This is a genomic window from Stenotrophomonas sp. Steno-Z4 (genome assembly GCF_056393145.1).
Window position 1 is genome coordinate 136,808 of record NZ_JBWJPC010000007.1, and the last position, 18,337, is coordinate 155,144.

15 protein-coding genes are annotated in these 18,337 nt (G+C 67.9%); 13 read left to right on the forward strand and 2 right to left on the reverse strand.

Annotation, left to right across the window (positions count from 1 at the left end; genetic code table 11):
• Positions 1–151: 151 nt before the first annotated feature.
• On the reverse strand, positions 152–940 hold the full coding sequence (locus AC06E7_RS16305) for an enoyl-CoA hydratase-related protein (protein WP_478065346.1): 789 nt from the start codon (positions 938–940) through the stop codon (positions 152–154).
• A gap of 117 nt (positions 941–1,057) precedes the next feature.
• Between AC06E7_RS16305 and AC06E7_RS16310 the strand changes: the two genes are divergently transcribed.
• From AC06E7_RS16310 to AC06E7_RS16360, 11 genes are all read left to right on the forward strand, one after another.
• A complete protein-coding gene (locus AC06E7_RS16310; protein WP_068851506.1) occupies positions 1,058–1,312 on the forward strand; it encodes a FeoA family protein in 255 nt (84 codons plus the stop codon).
• Positions 1,309–3,165: a ferrous iron transporter B gene (gene feoB / locus AC06E7_RS16315; protein ID WP_478065347.1), complete on the forward strand. Its 1,857-nt coding sequence runs from the start codon at positions 1,309–1,311 to the stop codon at positions 3,163–3,165. Before AC06E7_RS16310 ends, feoB begins: the two co-directional genes overlap by 4 nt.
• A complete protein-coding gene (locus AC06E7_RS16320) occupies positions 3,165–3,419 on the forward strand; it encodes a DUF6587 family protein (protein ID WP_478065348.1) in 255 nt (84 codons plus the stop codon). The genes feoB and AC06E7_RS16320 overlap by 1 nt, the downstream gene beginning before the upstream one ends.
• Positions 3,420–3,664: 245 nt before the next feature.
• On the forward strand, positions 3,665–4,393 hold the full coding sequence (gene dapB, locus AC06E7_RS16325) for a 4-hydroxy-tetrahydrodipicolinate reductase (protein ID WP_283938978.1): 729 nt from the start codon (positions 3,665–3,667) through the stop codon (positions 4,391–4,393).
• Between the two features lie 226 nt (positions 4,394–4,619).
• Positions 4,620–5,750 carry a glutamine-hydrolyzing carbamoyl-phosphate synthase small subunit gene (gene carA / locus AC06E7_RS16330; protein ID WP_184123746.1) on the forward strand — a complete coding sequence of 377 codons (1,131 nt, stop codon included), beginning with the start codon at positions 4,620–4,622 and terminating at the stop codon, positions 5,748–5,750.
• Between the two features lie 68 nt (positions 5,751–5,818).
• Positions 5,819–9,061 (forward strand): carbamoyl-phosphate synthase large subunit, encoded by a 3,243-nt coding sequence (carB, locus tag AC06E7_RS16335; RefSeq protein WP_478065349.1) that lies wholly within the window; start codon positions 5,819–5,821, stop codon positions 9,059–9,061.
• 8 nt (positions 9,062–9,069) lie between these two features.
• Positions 9,070–9,534: a transcription elongation factor GreA gene (greA, locus tag AC06E7_RS16340; protein ID WP_473168961.1), complete on the forward strand. Its 465-nt coding sequence runs from the start codon at positions 9,070–9,072 to the stop codon at positions 9,532–9,534.
• Between the two features lie 7 nt (positions 9,535–9,541).
• On the forward strand, positions 9,542–10,462 hold the full coding sequence (locus AC06E7_RS16345) for a phosphoglycerate mutase (protein WP_478065350.1): 921 nt from the start codon (positions 9,542–9,544) through the stop codon (positions 10,460–10,462).
• 84 nt (positions 10,463–10,546) lie between these two features.
• Positions 10,547–12,280 (forward strand): single-stranded-DNA-specific exonuclease RecJ, encoded by a 1,734-nt coding sequence (gene recJ, locus AC06E7_RS16350; protein ID WP_478065351.1) that lies wholly within the window; start codon positions 10,547–10,549, stop codon positions 12,278–12,280.
• An 87-nt stretch (positions 12,281–12,367) separates the two neighbouring features.
• A complete protein-coding gene (locus tag AC06E7_RS16355; RefSeq protein ID WP_095363837.1) occupies positions 12,368–12,916 on the forward strand; it encodes a hypothetical protein in 549 nt (182 codons plus the stop codon).
• The gene (locus tag AC06E7_RS16360; protein ID WP_141236255.1) at positions 12,913–13,221 is read left to right on the forward strand and encodes a hypothetical protein; all 309 of its coding nucleotides are present in this window, start codon (positions 12,913–12,915) and stop codon (positions 13,219–13,221) included. The genes AC06E7_RS16355 and AC06E7_RS16360 overlap by 4 nt, the downstream gene beginning before the upstream one ends.
• Positions 13,222–13,234: 13 nt before the next feature.
• Here AC06E7_RS16360 and AC06E7_RS16365 read toward each other — a convergent pair whose 3' ends face one another.
• Positions 13,235–14,284, reverse strand: a complete 1,050-nt coding sequence (locus AC06E7_RS16365; RefSeq protein ID WP_478065352.1) for a DUF1176 domain-containing protein — start codon at positions 14,282–14,284, stop codon at positions 13,235–13,237.
• 124 nt (positions 14,285–14,408) lie between these two features.
• On the opposite strand from AC06E7_RS16365, the gene AC06E7_RS16370 reads away from it, so the two are divergent.
• Complete coding sequence (locus tag AC06E7_RS16370; RefSeq protein WP_478065353.1) at positions 14,409–17,330, forward strand: VIT domain-containing protein; 2,922 nt, start codon at positions 14,409–14,411, stop codon at positions 17,328–17,330.
• 45 nt (positions 17,331–17,375) lie between these two features.
• Positions 17,376–18,287: a LytTR family DNA-binding domain-containing protein gene (locus AC06E7_RS16375; RefSeq protein ID WP_478065354.1), complete on the forward strand. Its 912-nt coding sequence runs from the start codon at positions 17,376–17,378 to the stop codon at positions 18,285–18,287.
• The last annotated feature ends 50 nt before the right edge of the window (positions 18,288–18,337 follow it).

The window sequence follows — 18,337 nt, forward strand, 5'->3', positions numbered from 1 at the left end:
ACGCACAGCCTGCAGTGGACGGGTGGGGGATGGAGTCACGAACGTTCCTGGCGAAGTGGAGCGACCCAGGTTTCCCTGTGGGCCATGAAAGGGGGATACGCGGGATGGGCGGCAAAGCGGCCAGCCCGCGGGTGCGTGGGCCGGGGGCTCTTCAGTCCTGGGTAACCCAATGCGGCGAGCGCTTGTCCAGGAAAGCGCCGAGGCCCTCCTGGCCTTCCTCGGACACCCGCAGGCGGGCGATCAGGGCGGCATTGTCCCGGTCGGTTGCGTCGCGGTCGCGCCCCAGGGTGACCCGGCGCACCAGTTCCTTGGCCGACGAAGATGCGATCGGGCCGGCCTTGTCGAGCAGGCCCAGCTGGCGCTGGACCGCTTCGTCGATCCGTTCAGGTTCGATCAGCTGGTGGACCAGGCCGATGCGCAGGGCGGTGTCGGCGTCGAAATGCTCGCCGGTGGCGAACCAGCGCCGCGCCTGGCGCGGGCCGATCGCATCGATCACATAAGGGGAGATCACCGCCGGCAGCAGGCCCAGCCGGCTTTCGGTCAGGCCGAAGCGGGCGGTGGTGCTGGCAATGGCGATATCGCAGCAGGCCACCAGGCCGACCCCTCCGCCGAACGCCGCCCCGTGCACGCGGGCGATGGTCGGCTTGGGCAGCTCATCCAGGGTGCGCATCAGCCGGGCCAGCGCCAGCGAATCCTGGCGGTTGTCCTCCTCGCTGGCCGCAGCCATGCCGCGCATCCACTGCATGTCCGCGCCGGCCGAGAAAGAAGCCCCGGTGGCGGCCAGCACCACCGCGCGGACCTGCGCATCGCGGCCGGCCGCGTCCAGCGCGGCGGTGAGCTGCGCGATCAGCCCGGCGTCGAAGGCGTTGTGCAGGGTAGGGCGGTTCAGCCACAGGGTCAGCACGGCCGCGCTGCGTTCAATTCGTAAAGCGTCACTCATCGGGGGCCTGCGCCTGCTCCATACATGTATGGATCATAGCGGCCCATGCGGCCCGGGCCATGACGCGGCGCGGCGATGCTAGAATTGATAACCATTCTTATCGACCGAAGGCGACCTGTGACGTTGTCCGATCTGCCGCTGCACGGCTCCGCTCTGGTGGAATCGGTGCGCGACCTCCATGCAAACGACGCCATCGCCCGCCGGCTCAGGGAACTGGGCTTCGTCAAGGGTGAAGATGTGCGTCTGGTAGCCCGTGGTCCCATCGGCGGCGAACCGCTGCTGGTGCAGGTCGGGTTCACCCGTTTCGCCCTGCGGATTTCCGAAGCCAGGCGCATCGACATCACCGCCGTTGCAGATGGAGCGGCCGCATGAGCGCCGCCACCCTGCGCATTGCCCTGGTCGGCAACCCCAACAGCGGCAAGACCGCGCTGTTCAACCAGCTCACCGGCAGCCGCCAGAAGGTCGCCAACTACACCGGCGTGACCGTGGAGCGCAAGGAAGGCCGCCTGCGCGCGCCATCTGGCCGTGAATTCGCCGTGCTCGACCTGCCGGGCGCCTACAGCCTGCAGCCGGCCAGCCTGGACGAAGCAATCACCCGCGACCTGTGCCGGGGTTTCTACCCGGGCGAGGCCGCCCCCGACGTGCTGCTGTGCGTGATCGACGCCACCAACCTGCGCCTGCACCTGCGCTTCGCGCTGGAACTGCGCGAGCTGGGCAAGCCGATGATCGTGGCGCTGAACATGGTGGATGCGGCCGAGCGCCGTGGCATCAAGATCGACGTGCCGGCGCTGGAGCAGGCCCTGGGCGTGCCCGTGGTGGAAACCGTGGCCGTGCGCCGCAACGGCGCCCAGGCGCTGGTCGAACGCCTGGATGCGATGGTGCCGCACCTGGATGCCCCGCTGGTGGCGGCGGTGGCCGGGGAAACGGACTACCACGCCCAGGTGCGCGGCATCCTCGCCGCCGCGGTCAGCATGCCCACCCGCACTGCGAAGATCGACGACGCACTGGACCGCTGGCTGCTGCACCCGGTGTTCGGGTTGATGACCCTGATCGTGGTGATGTTCCTGATCTTCCAGGCGGTTTTCGCCTGGGCCACGCCGATGATGGACGGCATCGAGGCCGGCTTCGGCTGGCTGGGCGAGGTGGTGGGCGCCAACCTTCCGCCCGGCCCGCTGACCAGCCTGCTCACCGACGGCATCATCGCCGGCGTGGGCGGGGTGGTGGTGTTCCTGCCGCAGATCCTGATCCTGTTCGCCTTCATCCTGGCCCTGGAAGAGTCGGGCTACCTCCCGCGTGCCGCGTTCCTGCTCGACCGCATGATGGCCTCGGCCGGCCTGTCGGGCCGTTCGTTCATCCCGCTGCTGTCCAGCTTCGCCTGCGCGGTGCCCGGCATCATGGCCACCCGCAGCATCCAGGACCCGCGTGACCGCCTCGCCACCATCCTGGTCGCCCCGCTGATGACCTGCTCGGCACGCCTGCCGGTGTACGCCCTGCTGATCGGCGCGTTCATCCCGCAGAAGACCCTGTGGGGCTTCGTCAGCCAGCAGGGCCTGATCCTGTTCGCCCTGTATGCGGCCGGCATCTTCAGCGCACTGGCGATGTCGTGGGTGATGAAGAAGTGGCGCCGCGACAAGAGCGAACACCCGCTGATGCTCGAACTGCCGTCCTACCGCATTCCGCACCCGCGCGACCTGGCCGTGGGCCTGTACGAGCGCGGCATGATCTTCCTCAAGCGCGTGGGCGGCATCATCCTCTCGCTGACCATCCTGCTGTGGGTGCTGCTGTCGTTCCCGGGTGCCCCCGAAAACGCCACCATGCCGGCCATCGACTACAGCTTCGCCGGCCAGATCGGCCACGCCATGGCCGTGTTCTTTGCCCCGCTGGGCTTCAACTGGCAGATCTGCATCGCACTGATCCCCGGCATGGGCGCCCGCGAAGTGGCTGTGTCCTCGCTCGCCACCATCTACGCCCTGTCCGCCGCCGACGATGACGCCACCATCCAGGCCCTGACCCCGGTGGTCGCCAACGGCTGGTCGCTGGCCACCGGCCTGTCCCTGCTGGTGTGGTTCATCTACGCCCCGATGTGCATCTCCACCCTGGCCACCATCAAGCGCGAAACCAACTCCTGGAAGCAGGTCGGCTTTGCCACCTTCTACCTGTTCGCGGCCGCCTACGTCGCCGCGCTGGTCACCTACCAGGTGACCGTGGCCCTGGGCGGCGGCTGATGAGCACCGGCCTGCTCCTGCAGTACATCGTGGTCGCGCTGATCGTCCTGATCAGCGCCTGGGTAGTGCTGAAAAAGCAATTCCCCGGCACCGTGCGCAAAGCGCGTGGCGCGATAGCGCTTGGGCTGATCAAGCCGGAGCGCGCCAGCTGGCTGCAAGCACTAGGGCGCCGCATCGCACCGCCGGCCACCGGCGGTGGCGGCGCCTGTGGTGGTTGCGACAGCTGCGGCCCAACTCAGCCCAAGCAACATTGATCGAGTAAAGCTCCAAGCTCTTGTTCTCCGTCACCGACAACCTGTAGAGGGCGGGGCCGGGGCAGGTTTGCGGGGGTGTGAGCGGCATGGATGCCGCGACCAAGCCCCCATGGACGGGTTCACGGCGTCCCCCGCGGGCCTGCCCCGGACCCGCCCAGCCAGACGGCAACGCAGAGCCGACGCGGTTGACCTTGATGTTGACGTTGACGATTGCCCAATCCAAGCCCATTCGCTAGCCTGCGGGCATGACTACTCCCCCCATCCGTTTGCTCATCCACGGCGCCTCCGGCCGCATGGGCCAGGCCCTGCTGCGCCTGGCCGCCGAACGCGACGACCTGCAGGTCGTTGCCGCCGTCACCCGCCGCTCGCCCGCCCAGCGCGTGGTCGACGGCGTCCCGCATTTCGCCGCCAGCGAACTCCACGGCGCGCCCCAGTTCGACGTCGCCATTGACTTCAGCCTGCCCGAAGGCTTCGATCCCGTGCTGGCCCTGTGTGTCGAGCGCGGCGCAGGCCTCGTCTCCGGCACCACCGGCATCAGCGAAACCCAGCGCCAGGCCCTGATCCAGGCCGCCACCCGGATCCCGCTCGTGTGGGCCTCCAACTTCAGCCTCGGCGTGGCCGTGCTCGATGAACTGGTCGAACGTGCCGCCGCCGCCTTGGCCGGCTGGGACTGCGACATCGTCGAATCCCACCACGTCCACAAACAGGACGCCCCCTCCGGCACCGCACTCACCCTCGGCGCCGCCGCCCAGAAGGGCGGCGCCCAGCCGCACTACGCCAGCCTGCGCGCCGGCGACATCGTCGGCGAACACCTCGTCCAGTTCACCGGCCTCGGCGAGCGCATCGAACTGACCCACCGCGCCACCAACCGCGACATCTTCGCCCGTGGTGCCCTGTTCGCCGCCGTGCAGCTGAACGGGCGCGCCCCCGCCAGCTACCGCGTGCGCGACCTGCTCGCCGCCAGCGCAACCTGAACGCGTACACCGGCCACGCCTGAACCCCAGGGTGGCCGGACGCTCCCGTACGCTGCCCATTGCAAGCAAACGCTGGCGTTGGAGGGGGGTTGCCTTTACAATTCCCGCTCGCCGAATCACGACAGCCGGACCGGTCCCGCACCGCAGTCCGCGCTTTTTTGCAACCGCTTTTCCGTGAAGCGTGGCGTGACTTCGGTGACCCCTCGGTAGCCAAAGTGAGATTCCCGTGACCCAAGCCGCAATCCTCGTCCTCGAAGACGGCACCGTATTCGAGGGCGAATCCGTAGGCGCGCCCGGCCTGTCCGTCGGTGAGGTGGTGTTCAACACCGCCATGACCGGTTACCAGGAAGTGCTGACTGATCCCTCCTACGCCCGGCAGATGGTCACGCTGACCTACCCGCATATCGGCAATACCGGCCTTACCGACCAGGACGACGAAGCCCGCAAAGTGTGGTCGGCGGGCCTGATCGTGCGCGACGTGCCGCGCCGTCCCAGCAACTGGCGCAGCCAGGTCTCGCTGCAGGACTGGCTGCTGCAGCGTGGCGTGGTCGCCATTTCCGGCATCGACACCCGCAAGCTCACCCGCATCCTGCGCGAGCGCGGCGCGCAGAACGGCGCTCTGATGGCCGGTGACGACATCAACGTCGACATCGCCCTGGAAGCCGCACGCAAGTTCCCCGGCCTGAAGGGCATGGACCTGGCCAAGGTGACCAGCACCGACAAGGCCTACAGCTGGAACGAGGGCCAGCTCGACCTGGATTCCAACACGTTCGTCAGCGCCGCCCCGCAGTACAAGGTGGTGGCCTATGACTTCGGCGCCAAGCTCAACATCCTGCGCATGCTTGCCGAGCGTGGCTGCGACATCACCGTGGTACCGGCCCAGACCCCGGCTGCCGAAGTGCTGGCGATGAACCCCGATGGCGTGTTCCTGTCCAACGGCCCGGGCGACCCGGAACCGTGCGACTACGCCATTGAAGCGATCAAGGTGTTCCTGGACAGGAAGGTGCCGGTGTTCGGCATCTGCCTGGGCCACCAGCTGCTGGCGCTGGCCTCCGGCGCCAAGACGGTCAAGATGGGCCACGGCCACCACGGTGCCAACCACCCGGTGCAGGACCTGGACGACGGCCGCGTGATGATCACCTCGCAGAACCACGGCTTCGCGGTGGATGAAGCCACGCTGCCGGCCACCCTGCGCGTGACCCACCGCTCGCTGTTCGACGGCACCAACCAGGGCATCGCCCGCACCGACGTGCCGGCGTTCTCCTTCCAGGGCCACCCCGAAGCCTCGCCGGGCCCACACGACGTCAGCCCGCTGTTCGACCGCTTCATCACCCTGATGGCGCAGGCCAAGGCCTGATTCGAGACGCCGCTGCCTTCGGCGCGGCGCTGCGACCCCTGACACGCTGTACTGACTTAGAGAAGACAATGCCCAAGCGCACTGACCTAAAGACCATCCTCATCATCGGTGCCGGCCCGATCGTCATCGGCCAGGCCTGCGAGTTCGATTACTCCGGCGCCCAGGCCTGCAAGGCCCTGCGTGACGAGGGGTACCGCGTGGTGCTGGTCAACAGCAATCCGGCCACCATCATGACCGACCCGGAGATGGCCGACGCCGTCTACATCGAGCCGATCAACTGGCAGACGGTCGAAAAGATCATCGCCAAGGAAAAGCCCGACGCACTGCTGCCGACCATGGGTGGCCAGACCGCGCTGAACTGCGCGCTGGACCTCGCCGACAACGGCGTGCTGGAGAAGTACAACGTCGAACTGATCGGCGCCAAGCGCGAAGCGATCCGCATGGCCGAAGACCGCGAGCTGTTCCGCGTGGCCATGGGCGAGATCGGCCTGGAGTGCCCGAGTGCGGCCGTGGCCCACACGCTGGAAGAAGCCATCGAGATCCAGACCCGCGTCGGCTACCCGACCATCATCCGCCCCAGCTTCACCCTGGGCGGCAGCGGTGGCGGCATCGCCTACAACCGCGAAGAGCTGGTCGATATCGTGACCCGCGGCCTGGAACTGTCGCCGACCACCGAAGTGCTGGTGGAAGAATCGGTGCTGGGCTGGAAGGAATTCGAGATGGAGGTGGTGCGCGACACCGCCGACAACTGCATCATCGTCTGCTCCATCGAAAACCTGGACCCGATGGGCGTGCACACCGGTGACTCGATCACGGTCGCCCCGGCCCAGACCCTGACCGACAAGGAGTACCAGCGCCTGCGCGATGCCTCCATCGCCGTGCTGCGCAAGATCGGCGTGGATACCGGCGGTTCGAACGTGCAGTTCGGCATCAGCCCGACCACCGGCCGCGTCGTTGTCATCGAAATGAACCCGCGCGTGTCGCGTTCGTCGGCGCTGGCCTCCAAGGCCACCGGCTTCCCGATCGCCAAGGTCGCCGCGAAGCTGGCGGTCGGTTACACCCTGGACGAACTGAAGAACGAAATCACCGGCGGCCTGACCCCGGCCTCGTTCGAACCGTCGATCGATTACGTCGTCACCAAGATCCCGCGCTTCGCCTTCGAGAAGTTCCCGGCTGCCGATGCCCGCCTGACCACCCAGATGAAGTCGGTGGGCGAGGTGATGGCGATGGGCCGCACCTTCCAGGAATCGCTGCAGAAGGCCCTGCGTGGCCTGGAAACCGGCAAGATCGGCCTCGACCCGACCGGCCTGGACCTGGCCAACGAAGACGACATCACCACCCTCAAGCGCGAACTCAAGGCCCCGGGCCCGGAGCGCCTGTTCTTCGTGGGTGATGCATTCCGCGCCGGCTTCAGCGTGGAAGACGTGTTCGCGCTGTCGCACATCGACCCGTGGTTCCTGGACCAGATCGAAGAAATCATCCAGGCCGAAACCCAGCTGGCCGCCGATGGCCTGGACGCACTCGATGCCGCCCGCCTGCGCAAGCTCAAGCGCGCCGGTTTCTCCGATGCCCGCCTGGCCGAGCTGACCGGCACCAATGAAGCGGGCGTGCGCGCACTGCGCCGTGCGCTCAAGGTGCGCCCGGTGTACAAGCGCGTGGATTCCTGCGCCGCCGAGTTCTCCACCAGCACCGCCTACCTGTATTCGACCTACGAGGACGAGTGCGAAGCGGCGCCGAGCAACCGCGACAAGATCATGATCCTGGGCGGCGGTCCGAACCGCATCGGCCAGGGCATCGAGTTCGACTACTGCTGCGTGCACGCGGCACTGGCGCTGCGCGATGACGGTTACGAAACCATCATGGTCAACTGCAACCCGGAAACCGTCTCGACCGACTATGACACCTCCGACCGCCTGTACTTCGAGCCGCTGACGCTGGAAGACGTGCTGGAAATCGTCGAGCTGGAACAGCCCAAGGGCGTGATCGTGCAGTACGGCGGGCAGACCCCGCTGAAGCTGGCGCGCGCGCTGGAAGCCAATGGCGTGCCGGTGATCGGCACCTCGCCCGATTCCATCGACCTGGCCGAAGACCGCGAGCGCTTCCAGCAGCTGGTGGAAAAGCTGGGCCTGAAGCAGCCGCCGAACCGCATCGCCCGCAACGACCAGGAAGCCCTGCTGCTGGCCCGCGAGATCGGCTACCCGCTGGTGGTGCGCCCGAGCTACGTGCTGGGCGGCCGTGCGATGGAAATCGTTTACGGTGAATCCGACCTGGCGCGCTACGTGCGCGATGCGGTCAAGGTTTCCAACGATTCGCCGGTGCTGCTGGACCGCTTCCTGGACAACGCCGTGGAAGTGGACGTGGACATCATTGCCGACAAGGACGGCAACGTGCTGATCGGCGGCGTGATGGAGCACATCGAGGAAGCCGGCGTGCATTCGGGCGATTCGTCCTGCTCGCTGCCGCCGTACTCGCTGTCGGCCGAGACCCAGGCCGAGCTGCGCCGCCAGGTGGTGGAGCTGGCCAAGGCCCTGAACGTGGTCGGCCTGATGAACACCCAGTTCGCGATCCAGGCCGGCGACAACGGCGAGGACATCGTGTACCTGCTGGAAGTGAACCCGCGTGCCTCGCGCACCGTGCCGTTCGTGTCCAAGGCCACCGGCATGCCGCTGGCCAAGATCGCCGCGCGCTGCATGGCCGGCAAGACCCTGGCCGAGCAGGGCGCGACCAAGGAAATCGTGCCGGACTACTACTCGGTCAAGGAAGCGATCTTCCCGTTCGCCAAGTTCCAGGGCGTCGATCCGATCCTCGGGCCGGAAATGCGTTCCACCGGTGAGGTGATGGGCGTGGGCCGCAGCTTCAGCGCCGCCTTCGCACGTGCGCAGGAAGCCGGCGGCATCAAGGCGCCGCCGCTGGGCAAGGCCTTCGTGTCGGTCCGCGACCCGGACAAGAAGCGCGTGCTGCCGGTCGCACAGGCACTGCTTGAGCGCGGTTACAGCCTGGTCGCCACCCGCGGCACCGCGGCGTGGCTGCAGGAGCACGGCATGCAGTGCGAGATCGTCAACAAGGTCGTTGAAGGCCGCCCGCACATCGTCGATTCGATCAAGAACGGCGAGATCGTGTATATCGTCAACACGACCGAAGGGCGTGCGGCGATCAACGACTCGTTCTCGATCCGTCGCGAGGCGCTGCAGCACCGCGTCACCTATTCGACCACCATTGCCGGCGCCAAGGCGCTGGTGCAATCACTGGAATTCCGCGGTACCGGCCCGGTCTGGTCGCTGCAGGAGCTGCACAAGGAGTTGAACGCATGAGAGCACCGATTACCCTGAAGGGCGCGCAGCGTCTGCGCGAAGAGCTTGACCAGCTGAAGTCGGTCAAGCGCCCCAAGGTCATCGCGGCCATTGCCGAGGCACGTGAGCACGGCGATCTCAAGGAGAACGCCGAGTACCACGCCGCGCGCGAAGAGCAGGGCTTCATCGAAGGCCGCATCAAGCAGCTGGAAGGCGAGCTGTCGCATGCCGAGATCATCGACATCACCAAGCTCAATGCCGGCAGCAAGGTCGTGTTCGGCGCTACCGTCAAACTGGCCGATGTGGAAAGCGATGAAGAGAAGCGCTACCAGATCGTGGGCGACCTGGAGGCCGACATCAAACTCGGCCTGATCGCGATTTCCTCGCCGGTGGCGCGTGCCATGATCGGCAAGAACGAGGGCGACAGCATCGTGATCGACGCCCCGGCCGGGCAACGCGAGTACGAAATCGTCAGCGTCGAGTACCTGGACTGACCTGACCATGGCCACGGCAACCCTGTTGCTGCCGGCGCGCAGCCGCTTCCCGGCGGCGGCGTTGCCTGATGACGTGGCCAAAGCGCTCGGCCGTGCCGAGCGCAGCCGGGTCGATGCCGGCGAGCGCGCCCAGCTGCAGCGGCATTTCCAGCTGCAGCCGGCCGATTGGCCGGTGGCGGCACTGACCCGGCAGCTGGATGTGGGCGATGCCCACGATGGCGTGTGGCTGCGGGCGGACCCGGCCAACGTGGTGCCGGACATGCACGGCGCACGGATGATGGGCCACGGCGACACGCTGCGGCTTGAGGCCGACGACGTGGCGGCGTTGCTGCCGGCGCTGCAGCCGCTGTTTGCCGGATATGGATTCAGCCTGGATGCGCCGACGCCGTCGCGCTGGTACCTGCGCTTGCCGCCAGGCACCACGCTGCCGGCGTTTGCCGCGCCCGATGACGTGCTGGGTGATGACCTGTTCGCGCACCTGCCAGAAGGCGACGCCGGGCGTCGCTGGCGGGCGTTGTTGACTGAAGCCCAGGTGGTGCTGCACCAGCACCCGTGGAACGTGCAGCGCCTGTCAGCCGGCAAGCGGGCGGTCAATTCGCTGTGGTTCTGGGGTGGCGGTGAGCTGCCCGGGGCGGTGCGTACCGCGCACGCCCAGGTCCGCAGCCGCGATGCGCTGCTGCAGGCCTTGGCCAAGGCGGCCGGCGTGCAGGCCGATGGCGACCAGCAGGTGGATGCGCTGGTGGACCTGCGCCAACTGCGTTCGCTGGAACAGCTGGGCAACGATGCAATCCGGCCGCTGTTGTCGGCATTGCAGCGCGGCGAACTGCGTCGGCTGGTGCTGGATTTCGAGGATGGCGCCCGGTTCGAACTGGACAAGGGCCAGCGCTGGCGGTTCTGGAAGAAACCGGTCCAACTTCACGAAGCGTGATCGGTCGCCCGTAGCGCCTGCCTTGTGGATTGACCGCGCGTATCATGGTCGCCATCGGCGTTCGCGCTGTTTATCGAGCCCGCTTTGACTTCTCCTGATTCGCTCCAGATCCAACGTCGTCCCGTTGCCGCCCTCGGTGAGTGGCCGGGCGACATGCTGCCGCTGCTGCAGCGCCTGTACGCGGCGCGCGGGGTTACCGATGCGGCGCAGGCGCAGCCGAAGCTGGCCCAGCTGCACGCGCCGGAACTGATGGGCAGCATGCAGGCCGCCGTGGACCTGCTGGCCACGGCGATTGCGGCCGATGAGCGCATCCTTGTCGTGGGCGATTTCGATTGTGATGGCGCCACCGCCTGCGCAGTCGGCGTGCGCGGCCTGCGCATGCTCGGCGCACGCGACGTCGTGCATGCGGTACCCAACCGCATGCTGCACGGCTACGGCCTGTCGCCGTCGCTGGTGGCCGAGCTGGCGCCGCTGCAGCCCGGCCTGCTGGTGACGGTCGATCACGGCATTGCCTGCCATGCCGGCGTTTCCGCGGCCAAGGCGCTCGGTTGGAAGGTGCTGGTTACCGATCACCACCTGCCGGGCGAACAGCTTCCGCCGGCCGATGCGATCGTCGATCCCAACATCAACGGTGATGCGTTCCCGAGCAAGGCGCTGGCGGGTGTCGGCGTGATTTTCTATGTGTTGATGGCCCTGCGCCGGCACCTGCGGGTGCAGGGTGCGTTTGCCGCGGGTGCCGAGCCGGACCTGCTGACCCTGCTGGACCTGGTCGCGGTCGGCACCGTGGCCGATCTGGTCGCCCTGGATGCCAACAACCGGGCACTGGTGTCGGCGGGTCTGCGCCGGCTGCGGGCCGGCCACGGCTGCGTCGGGCTGCAGGCGCTGATCGAGGCCAGTGGCCGCGATGCGGCGCGGCTGAGTGCCACCGATATCGGCTTCGCCCTTGGCCCACGCCTGAACGCGGCCGGTCGGCTGGAAGACATGGCGCTGGGCATCGAACTGCTGCTCACCGAAGACCGCAGCCAGGCGCGTGAGATCGCGCAGACGCTGGAGCAGATCAACGCCGAGCGGCGCGCGGTGCAGCAGTTGATGACCGATGACGCCGAACTCGCGGTCTCCCGCGCGGTGTTGACTGCCGAAGGCGAGCGCCCGATTGCGGCCTGCCTGTTCGATGCCGAATGGCACCCGGGCGTGGTGGGCCTGGTGGCATCGAAGATGAAGGATCGCCTGCACCGGCCCGTGATTGCGTTTGCGCCCGCCGAACCCGGCAGCGATTCGCTGCGGGGGTCGGCGCGGTCGATCGCCGGTTTCCACATCCGTGACGCGCTGGCGCTGGTCAACGCGGGGAACCCTGGATTGATCGACAAGTTCGGCGGCCACGCGATGGCGGCCGGCCTGAGCCTGCCGCACGCACGGCTGCAGGAGTTCCAGCACGCCTTCGTCACCGTGGTCGAAGCCAGCATGGATCCGGCTGCGTTGCAGCAGCTGCTGATGAGCGATGGCGAACTTGCCCCGGCCGAGCTGGATTTCCAGCACGCCGAAGCGTTGCGCCTGGCAGGCCCGTGGGGGCAGGGCTTCCCGGAGCCGCTGTTCGACGGCCACTTCCAGGTGGCGCGCTGGCAGGTGCTGAAGGAAAAGCATCTCAAGCTCAGCCTGCGCGTGCCCGGCCACGCCGAGCCGATCAACGCCATCCACTTCAGTGGCTGGCGCGGCAACGCGCCGGCCAACAACGTGCACATCGCCTATCGCCTGGTCAGCGACGACTACCGCGGCGGCGGTGCGATCCAGCTGATCATCGAGCACTGCGCCGACGCGTGATTGGGACTGCGCCTACTGTGGCGCTGGATCGAGACACGTAGTGTCACGCCATTGCCCGCCATCTTGGCTTGGGGAGTGGCGAAAGACATGTCGCATGTTCGCTGGACCTACCTGGTTGCCACGTTGTTGGTCTGCGCATCGCTCGTCCATCTGAAGGGGGAGTGGGGCAATTCCGACAGCATCAACGTGTTCAACTACTGGTGCGGAGGCGCGACATTGGTGGCGCTGGTCGTTGCCATCGGGGAGATCGTGCATGCCGGAACCGCTGGAAAGGCAGTAAGGAAGGCCTTTGCGCGTGCCGCACACCAGCAAGCAAAGGTTCTGGCTATCGAAGTCATCTCTTTGATAGATGACGTGAGCTCGAAAGTTCAGCGAAAAGACTATAGTGCGGCCTTGAGGGCACTGCAGATGGCGCGCCGGTTCCTGGCGCGGCTGGATGCGCGGTACGCGAAGGACCTCACCCAGCACCCTTCGCTCACGCCCCTGTTGAACGATGCGGAAATGATCATCCTGAAGGCAATCCATAACACGACAAGCGCGACGATGAGCCGGGCGGCCCGCCACACGCTCAGCGATTATCTGGTCAGGATCAAGTCAAGCGTGGAGACGCTGGAACGAAGAGGAGTGGAAGAATGATGCTGCCGACCGGTCTATTGACGTTCCTGGAAAAGGTCCTCCTCAAGACGGAGGCTGGCGAACTGGCGTGGCTGTTCGATGCGGAGGGTGACGATGTCTCGGTGGGCACACCGGAGTTCAGCATGACCGTGCGGCACGACTTCAACCGGAATCTGGAAGCCAACCAGTTCATGGTCTTCTATCGAGGCGGCATGGATCAGCAGGCCCATCGCTTTGTCACCAACGACAGTGCCGAGGGCGATTACCTGCTGCTGCAGCGCCTGTTCAATGCCGCGCAGGCAACCTCGACCGTGTTCCCGTTCTGACCCTGCGGGCGGCTCAGGGAGCCTCCTTCACCTCGGTTACCAGCGTGGGCAGGTCCCACGCACCGCCCGCGGCGACCAGGCGGCACAGGCCGGTGGTGCTGTCTGACGTCTTGACGTAAGCGGCGCCGTTCCACGCCCAGCTGGCGCTGGACCAGCAGTCGCCCAGGCCGCGGCCCTTGTGCGAGGACGAGATGGTCAGCGCATCGTCGTCCACGCCCAGATTGGTGATGTAAGCGGGTTGGTAAGGCGCGCGGTCGTTGACCACCCAGTAGCCGCTGCCCGCATTGTAGGCGCCGCGCCAGCAGGTCATGGACACCAGCAGCCGGCGGTTGTCCAGGCGCTTCACCGCGATTGCCTGGGGGCCTTCGTCCGCATAGGTGCCCTCGGTGGGGTGCAGTGATTCGCAGTCGTCCTGCGAGGTCGCGGCGGCCAGTGCGGCGCGAAGCGCCGGCGCGTTAGCCAAGGCTTCGTCGGCCGGGCGGGTGGCCACGCGCCGGGGCAGGGTCACCACCGGTACCGGCAGCGAGGCGGGCACGCTGGCTTCGGCCCGGCTGCCTTTGCGCAGGATCGCGCCCGGCGTGCCGAGCCGACCCTGGAATTCGTCCATCTTCAGCAGCACCGCCGATGCGCCACGGTCGGAGAGGGTCCATTGGCGGCCGTTGTCGCCGATCAGCTCGATGCTGCTGTCCTTCACCAGGGCCTTGAGCAGTGCCGTTACCTGCGCCGTAGAGAAGCGGGTGTTGTCCGCCACGGTGCCCAGCGCGGTGCCGTTGATGCGCAGGGTGACAGTGGCCGGCAGGTCGCTTTCCTCGTACTCGCCCAGCATCAGCTCGGCCCCGATCGGCTGGTCCGGCCCGCCACGCCGGGTGAGCAGCACGGAGACCGGATCGCCGCCGGCGTCCTCGTTCTGGTACCCGGCAGCCCGGCAGGTGCGGGTGTTGTCGCAGGCCAGGGTCCAGTCCTCATGGCTGAATGCCACGCCGGGCGTGATCGCGCCGGCCGGTGCAGCGTGTGCGACCGGGAGCAGGCCGGCAATCAGCAGGGGGATCAGGGACAGGCGCATGCGGACATCCTTCTTCTGCAACATTCCATGGGGGAGGGATCGTGGACCAGCAGGGGGCGTGCTGTCCAACCCCGTTTCCGGTGCTGGTGCGTTCAACCCTTCGTCATCGGATAAGGAGCGTCACATGGGCAGCGTGCTGCGCGGTATTGGCTTGGGGTTGTTGCTGTGGGTGGGCGGGGGAGCGGGTGTGTCGACGGCGGCAGCGCAGCGCGTGGTCGAGCCGCTGCTGAAGGTGGCCGGTGCGGAACAGCCGGTGCAGCTGGAGCAGGCGCGCATCGACAGCCATGTGGCGGCCGGTCTGGCCGAGACCCGCATCGAACTGGTGTTCCGCAACCCGAACCGGCGCGTGCTGGAGGGGGCGCTGGAATTCCCGTTGGCCGAGGGCCAGCAGGTGACCGCGTTCGCGCTGGATATCGACGGCGTGCTGCGCGATGCGGTGCCCGTGCCCAAGGCGCAGGGACGGCAGGTGTTCGAGGCAATCGAGCGGCGCCGGGTTGACCCGGGCCTGCTGGAGCAGACCGCCGGCAACCAGTTCCGCCTGCGCATCTACCCCATCCCAGCGCTGGGCACGCGCCGGGTCGCGCTGACCGTGCGTGAGGCCCTGCCGGTGGGCAGGGAGGGCCTGCGCTGGACGCTGCCGCTGCAGTTCGTGGGCCAGGCCAACGCGGTACAGCTGCAGCTGGACGCGGTTGCCACCGGCGTACCGGTGACGCACGGACCGCCGACGCTGGCCCTGGCCCTGCGCGACGGCGCCTGGCGCGCCCAGTGGCAGGGCAGCGGCAGGCAGTTGCCGGATCAGCTGGGCTGGACCCTGCCGCTGCCGCGCGGCTTGGATGCGGTGCGGGGTGACTTCGATGGCGACCACTATGTGATGGTGCAGGTGCCTGTGCCGGTGCAGTCCCGCCAACGCACCTTGCCGCATCGCGTTGGATTGCTGTGGGATGCGTCCGGCTCGGCCCGCCATCGCGACACGGCTGCGGAACTGGCCGTGCTTGAGCGTTACTTCGCCGCCATCGGCAATGGCGAGGTACAGCTGACCGTGCTGCGCGATCGCGCCGAGCCGGCCCGTCGTTTCGCGATCCGCAACGGCGACTGGAGCGCGCTGCGCCGCTACCTGGAGGCGTTGCCCTACGACGGTGCCAGTGCGCTGGGCGATTGGACCGCGCAGCCCGATATCGACGAGTACCTGCTGGTCAGCGACGGGCTGGCCAACTACGGCAAGCGCGAGCGCCCCGCATTGCGTGCGAACCAGCGCCTGTATGCGCTCAGTGGCGCCGGTGCACGCACCGACAGCGACCGGCTGCGTGCGTGGGCGCGTGCAGGGCAGGGCCAGCTGCTGGTGTTGAACGGCAGCCAGGATGTGGAATCGATGGCAGCGCGCCTGCTGCGGGACAACCCGGGCAACGTGCAGGCCGAAGGCGACGGGCTGAACGACCTGATCGTGGATGCCGAACGCGCCGGCCAGGGCTGGGTGCGCGTGCTGGCCCGGATGCAGAACGCGAACGGCGTGCTGCGGTTGCAGGTGCCGGCTGCGGGCGGTAGCCGGCAGGCGCTGACGGTGCCATTGGGGCAGGCGCGCGATACTGGAGGTGCACTGGTCGCCCATGCCTGGGCAGACGCGCGCCGTCGCGAGCTGGCCGCAGATCCCGCAGGCAACCGTGCCGCCATCCAGGCGCTGTCGCAGCGCTTCGGGCTGGTGGGCCCCGATACCTCGCTGCTGGTGCTGGAAACGCTGGACGACTACCTGCGCTACGGCATACGCCCGGCTGCACCGTTACAGCGGGACTACGACCGGCTGCACGCGGTGAAGCTGGATGACGAGGCCGGCGCCCGCCGCGCGCGCCTGGACACGCTGGCCCGGCAGTTCGCCGAACGCGAGCAATGGTGGAACCGGGCCTGGCCGAAAGGCGCACCTCCAGCGGCGGCGTCGAGCAAGCAGTTGATGGCGCCGATGCCAGCTGCCGCACCCGCACCGCCCGCGCCGGCCATGATGGTGGCGGCCGAAAGCGCGCAGCGCGAGCGAGCGGAGGCCGCGTCCACCACGCTGGATCGCGTGGAGCTCACCGCGGCCCGCCGCACGCAGGCCGATGCTGCCGCCGAGATGGCGGTGGAAGGCGATGCCGATGACCGGGCAAACCAGGGCGGCCTGCGCATCGCCGTCGCCGCCTGGGCACCGGATTCGGCCTACGCACGCCGGTTGCGCGCGGCACGCCCGGAGGCGGTGTACACGCTGTATCTGCAGGAACGCGAACAGCACGCTGACAGCAGTGCCTTCTATCTGGACGTGGCCGACATGCTGTTCGCCCACGGCCAACGCGAGCTGGCGCTGCGGGTGCTGTCCAACCTGGCCGAGATGCAGCTGGAGAACCGCCACGTGTTGCGCGTGCTGGGCTACCGGTTGATGCAGGCCAAGGCACCGGCGCTGGCGGTACCGGTGTTCCGTGACGTGCTGGCGCTGGGCGAGGAAGAGCCGCAGAGCTTCCGGGACCTGGCCTTGGCGCTGGAAGCCGACAACCAGCCGCAGGCGGCGCTGGCCGCGTTCAATGAGGTGGTGGTGCGGCCGTGGGACGAGCGCTTCGACGGCATCTCGCTGATCGCGCTGGACGAGCTGACCACGCTGGTGGCGCGCACCGGGGTGGATGCACGCGCGGTGGACCCGCGCCTGCGCCGGCCGATGCCGCTGGACCTGCGCGTGGTGCTCAGCTGGGACAGCGACAACAGCGACATGGACCTGTGGGTGACCGACCCCAACGGCGAGCGCGCCTACTACGGCAATCGGCTGACCTTCCAGGGTGGACAGATGTCGCGCGACTTCACCGGCGGCTACGGTCCGGAACAGTTCTCGCTGCGCCAGGCCAAGCCCGGCCGCTACAAGGTGGAGGCGAACTACTTCGGCAGCCGCGAGCAGCTGGTTACCGGGGCCACCACGCTGACCCTGCGCCTGAGCACGCACTGGGGCAGCCGCCGCCAACAGGACCAGCAGGTGACCCTGCGCCTGAAGGACAGTGCCGACACCGTGCTGGTGGGCGAGTTCGACGTGCGCTGAGCCGCAGCCCGTAGAATCGGGCGCTGATTCCCCGGCGCCCGCTGCATGGACCCGAACGTGCCACACCGAAGTTCTCCGCGCTGGCGGCCCACCAGCCGCCTGCTGGTATGGGCCGCCATCCTGCTCGGCAGCGGCGTGGCCAATGCCGTGGTCGAGGTGATGGACGCCCAGCGCCGGGGCGAAGTGCTGGCGCTGTGGGAGCCGATGACCTGGGAGTTGAGCAGCGCCGGCATGATCCTGCTGACCCTGCCGCTGCTGTGGTGGGGCTGCCAGCGCTGGCCGCTGCATGCCGATACCTGGAAGCAGCGGCTGCCGCTGTACCTGCTGGCCAGCGTGTGCTGGTCGCTGCTGCACGTGGCCGGGATGATGCTGCTGCGCCACCTGGCCTATGCCAGCGTGGGCGAGCACTACGTCGACGGCTCGGCCTGGCCGACCCGGCTCCTGTATGAGTATCTGAAGGATGTGCGCGCGTTCTTCAGCTTCGTGGCGCTGGAGCACTTCTTCAGCTGGTTCGGCCGCCGCCGGCAGGGCGAGGCGCACCTGCTGGCCGCGCCCGACGATGCCCCGCCGGAAGAGCCGGTCGAGCGCCCCGAGCGTTTCCTGGTGCGCAAGCTGGGCCGGGATTTCCTGGTGGCCACCGCCGACATCGAGTACGCCCAGGCCGCCGGCAACTACATGAACCTGCACGTGCGCGGCCATGAGTACCCGTTGCGCAGCACGATGGCGGCGCTGGAGGCGCAGCTGGACCCGGCCCGGTTCGTGCGCATCCACCGCAGCTACGTGCTCAACCTGGGCTTCCTGGTCTCGATCGAGCCGCTGGACAGCGGGGAGGCCCGGGCCCACCTGAAAGATGGCAGCACGCTGCCGTGCAGCCGCCGCCAGCTGCCGGGGCTGCGCGCCGCGCTGGGGCAGGGGTCTGCGCCGGCCGAGCCTGCAGCGACGCCGACAGCAACATGAACAAGCGCTCTGGGCTACAATTCCGGTCTTGTCCCAAGCCTTCATTACCG